Raw genomic sequence first — 3236 nt, 5'->3', positions numbered from 1 at the left:
ACGGGCGGGCGCGGCGCTGCGGGCCTGGCGGGCGGACCCGCCGGCATTGGCCGCGCGGCTGCTCGCCGCCGCTCTGCTGGCCGCCGGCGGGTACGTGCACCTGCACCTCTACCTGGATGGCTACCGGGTCATCCCGAAGATCGGGAACATGTTCCTGATCCAGGAGAGCGGGTCGTTCGCGGTCGCGTTGCTGCTGGTGTTCAGCGGCGCGGCGGTGCTGCGGCTGGCCGCCGCCGGACTCGCGGCCGGCGCGCTCGGCGGTTTTGTCCTCTCCCGCACGGTGGGGCTGTTCACCTTCACCGAACGCGGCCTGCAGCCGTCCCCGGACGCGCTGGCGAGCCTGCTGGTCGAGGTGGCGACGCTGCTCGTGCTCGCCGCGCCGGTCGTCCCGGCGGCGATCCGGTGGACGAGGAGCCGACCGGCGACCGCGTGAGGGACCTGGGGGCTGGCGGGACATCGCCGCCCAGGCGGCGGAGCACCGATGAGTTCGCCGCCCGGGCGGTGTCCTACCCGTAACCGCCCCCCGATCCGAGCCGCCGGGTACCTGCGACGATGTCGCCGCAGGACGCCCACGGCCGCAGCAGAGGAGAGTCCCGAATGCGCACGCTGATCGTGACCGCCTTCGTATCCGTCGACGGTGTGATGGAGGCACCTGGTGGTGAGGCGGACTACCGCAACACCGGCTGGACCTTCAAGGACATCGAGTTCGACCCCGCCGCCTACGAGATCAAGGGCCGCGAGCAGGGCGAGACCGCGGCACTGCTGCTGGGCCGGACCAGCTATGAGGCGTTCGCTCCGGTGTGGCCGACGATGGCGGACTTCGCCGGCTACAACGCGATGCCCCGCTACGTCGTGTCCACGACACTCCAGCAGGACGACGAGCGGTGGCCCGCGACGATCCTGCGCTCCGTCGACGACGTCGCCGCGCTGAAGGAGACCGAGGGCGGCCCGATCGCCGTGCACGGCAGCGCGACCCTCGGGCAGTCCCTCGCCGACGCCGGCCTGGTCGACCGCTACACCCTGCTGGTCTTCCCGGTGCTGCTCGGCGCTGGAAAGCGCCTGTTCAGCGCGGCCGACAAGGACAAGACCGCGCTGAAGCTCGTCGAGTTCGAGGCCTACGGCAACGGAATCCAGAAGCAGGTCTTCGACGTCGTCCGCTGATCGGCCCTGCCCGGCCCGCCCGGACCGGGCAGCGGGTCAGCGTGGGAGGCCGACCGGTTCGCCGAAGGTCGCCGACCGGGGACGGGCCAGGCCACGGGGACGGGCCAGCGGCAGATCCAGGTGGGTGAGGACGCCGGCGGGCGCGTCGCAGACGGTGGGGATGACGTTGACGCCGTTCATCGCCGTCCAGACGCGGCCCCAATAGCCCTCGTCGCCGTCGGGGTGCTTGGCGGCCGACTCGAAGTTCACCTCGAGGGACGGGTCGCCGTCGATCAGCAGGCTGTACTTGATCGAGCCGTAGCCCCAGTCGGGGTCGAGGTCGTCGTCCATCTTCCAGAACGTCCGGAAGACGACCAGCGGCCGCCCGTCGACCCAGGCCGTCCAGACGAAGCGCATCCCACCGACGGTGCCGGCGGGGATGAGCCCGGAGCGGACGTGCAGGTCGCGGCGGGCGCGGGCGACGTCGAACTCGACGGTGAACCGTTCGACGCTATGGCCGAGTCCCTCGACGACCATCGTCATCGACTGCTCGAAGATCCGGTCCATGGTGCGGATCAGCGGGGCGGGGTTCGCGACGGCGTCCTCGGCGTCCCGGCCGAAGCCGAGGGCCTGCTGCATCGCCTTCGACGGGTGCAGCCGGAAGTCGGCGACCTCGCGGACCTGGATCTGCTCGACCCGGGTCATGACCCGGGAGAAGATCAGCGGCAGCAGGTCACCGGAGAAGCCCGGGTGCACGCCGGTGCCGTGGAAGGACGAACCGCCCTCGGCGCAGGCGGCGCGCAGCGCGTCGAAGTCCGCGGCGGAGCTCGGCGTCGGGTAGACGAATCCGACCGGGGTGACGACGTTCGTCCCGGCCCGCAGGATCCTGCACAGGTCCTCGACGTTCGCGTGCAGCGGCGCGTAGTGGACGCAGTCGGCGCGCAGGGCGAGCACCGCGTCGATGTCGTGGGTGGCGAGCACGCCGGTCGCCGGGATGGCGGCGATCTCGCCCGCGTCCGTGCCGACCTTCTTCTCGCTGGTCACGTACACGCCGACGAGTTCGAACGCCGGGTTGTCGACGACATGGAGGATGGCGATCTGGCCGATGGAGCCGGTGGCCCACTGCACGACCCGGTACGGCGGACGCGACATGAGTCCCTCCTGACGTTGTCATCCTGACGCGATCGCCGGGCGGGCTGCGTCACCGGCCCCCGGGCGCGGTGCGCGGCGCGGGGCCCTCAGGTGACCCACTGGCCGCCGTTGACCGCAAGATGCTGGCCCGTGACCGCGGCGGCAAGGTGCGAGGACAGGAACAGCACCGGGCCGGCGCACTCCTCGGGCGTGGGGATATGCCGGATCGGCAGGTCCGCCGCGCGCTGGCGGAAGAACTCCTCGACGCTGACGCCCTGAGCCGCGGCCGTCGCCGCCGCGCCCGCGTCCAGGCTCTCCCCGGTGACCGGTCCGAGATAGACGCCGTTGACCCGGACCTTCGGCCCGAGCTCCAGCGCGGCGGTGCGCACGAGGCCCGCGAGCGCCGCCTTCGACGCCGCGTAGGCCCCCATGGTCGGCGGGTTGCGCAGCGCCGCCCCCGAGTTCACCAGCACGATCGACGATCCGGGCGACATCACCGGCGCCCCCGCCTGGACAAGGTGCATCGCGCCAAAGAAGTTGACCTCGAACACCTGCTGCCAGACCTGCGGGTCCGCCTCGGCCAGGCGCACCCAGTCACGCCGTCGCCGCGAGCGGCGCGGTGCTCGCCGTCGCGCTCGCCAGCGCGATCGACGATGTCCGCGAGGCGCGTTTCGAGGCCGATGGCCGCCCGTGGGCCAGCCGGGCCCTCACCGCTGTCGCCACCCACCCCGGCGGTTACCCGACGATGACCGCCCTGGCCCAGTCCGGCTACCGGCCCGGTACGGACGAGCGCTTCGACGAGCGGCTGCGCCTGGTCCTGCTCGGCATCGCCGCCGAGTGCGGCCTGGCCGTCGACCCCGTCGTGGGGGGCGCGGGCGGCGCGCCCGCGCCGGCCCCCCCGCCCCCCCCCCGGCGCCACCACCCAAGATCAAATGTATTAGAGATGTCAAAAAAATTATATTTAT

Annotated in this window: 5 protein-coding genes; 3 read left to right on the top strand and 2 right to left on the bottom strand. The window is 72.1% G+C overall.

Features of this window, described 5'->3' with window-relative positions:
* Both MXD58_RS23640 and MXD58_RS23635 read left to right on the top strand, forming a co-directional pair.
* A partial coding sequence (locus MXD58_RS23640) for a hypothetical protein (RefSeq protein ID WP_308302036.1) occupies positions 1 to 433 on the top strand: 433 nt, incomplete at its 5' end.
* Between the two features lie 164 nt (positions 434 to 597).
* Complete coding sequence (locus tag MXD58_RS23635; protein ID WP_248839251.1) at positions 598 to 1161, top strand: dihydrofolate reductase family protein; 564 nt, start codon at positions 598 to 600, stop codon at positions 1159 to 1161.
* A 36-nt stretch (positions 1162 to 1197) separates the two neighbouring features.
* On the opposite strand, the gene MXD58_RS23630 is transcribed toward MXD58_RS23635, so the two are convergent.
* Positions 1198 to 2292: an NAD(P)H-dependent amine dehydrogenase family protein gene (locus MXD58_RS23630; protein WP_248839250.1), complete on the bottom strand. Its 1095-nt coding sequence runs from the start codon at positions 2290 to 2292 to the stop codon at positions 1198 to 1200.
* Between the two features lie 86 nt (positions 2293 to 2378).
* A complete protein-coding gene (locus MXD58_RS23625; protein WP_248839249.1) occupies positions 2379 to 2861 on the bottom strand; it encodes an SDR family oxidoreductase in 483 nt (160 codons plus the stop codon).
* Between the two features lie 29 nt (positions 2862 to 2890).
* On the opposite strand from MXD58_RS23625, the gene MXD58_RS23620 reads away from it, so the two are divergent.
* A partial coding sequence (locus MXD58_RS23620; RefSeq protein WP_250609943.1) for a hypothetical protein occupies positions 2891 to 3236 on the top strand: 346 nt, incomplete at its 3' end.

Origin of the sequence: Frankia sp. AgKG'84/4, assembly GCF_023242965.2 — a bacterium.
Lineage (GTDB): Bacteria > Actinomycetota > Actinomycetes > Frankiales > Frankiaceae > Frankia.
The sequence above is the reverse complement of the archived record's forward strand: the minus strand, read 5'-3'. Positions and strand labels throughout refer to the sequence as shown.

Excerpts from the sequence above, each read along its gene's own strand:
- MXD58_RS23630 (WP_248839250.1), bottom strand. The coding sequence starts at position 2,292 with ATGTCGCGTCCGCCGTACCGGGTCGTGCAGTGGGCCACCGGCTCCATC.
- MXD58_RS23635 (WP_248839251.1), top strand. The coding sequence starts at position 598 with ATGCGCACGCTGATCGTGACCGCCTTCGTATCCGTCGACGGTGTGATG.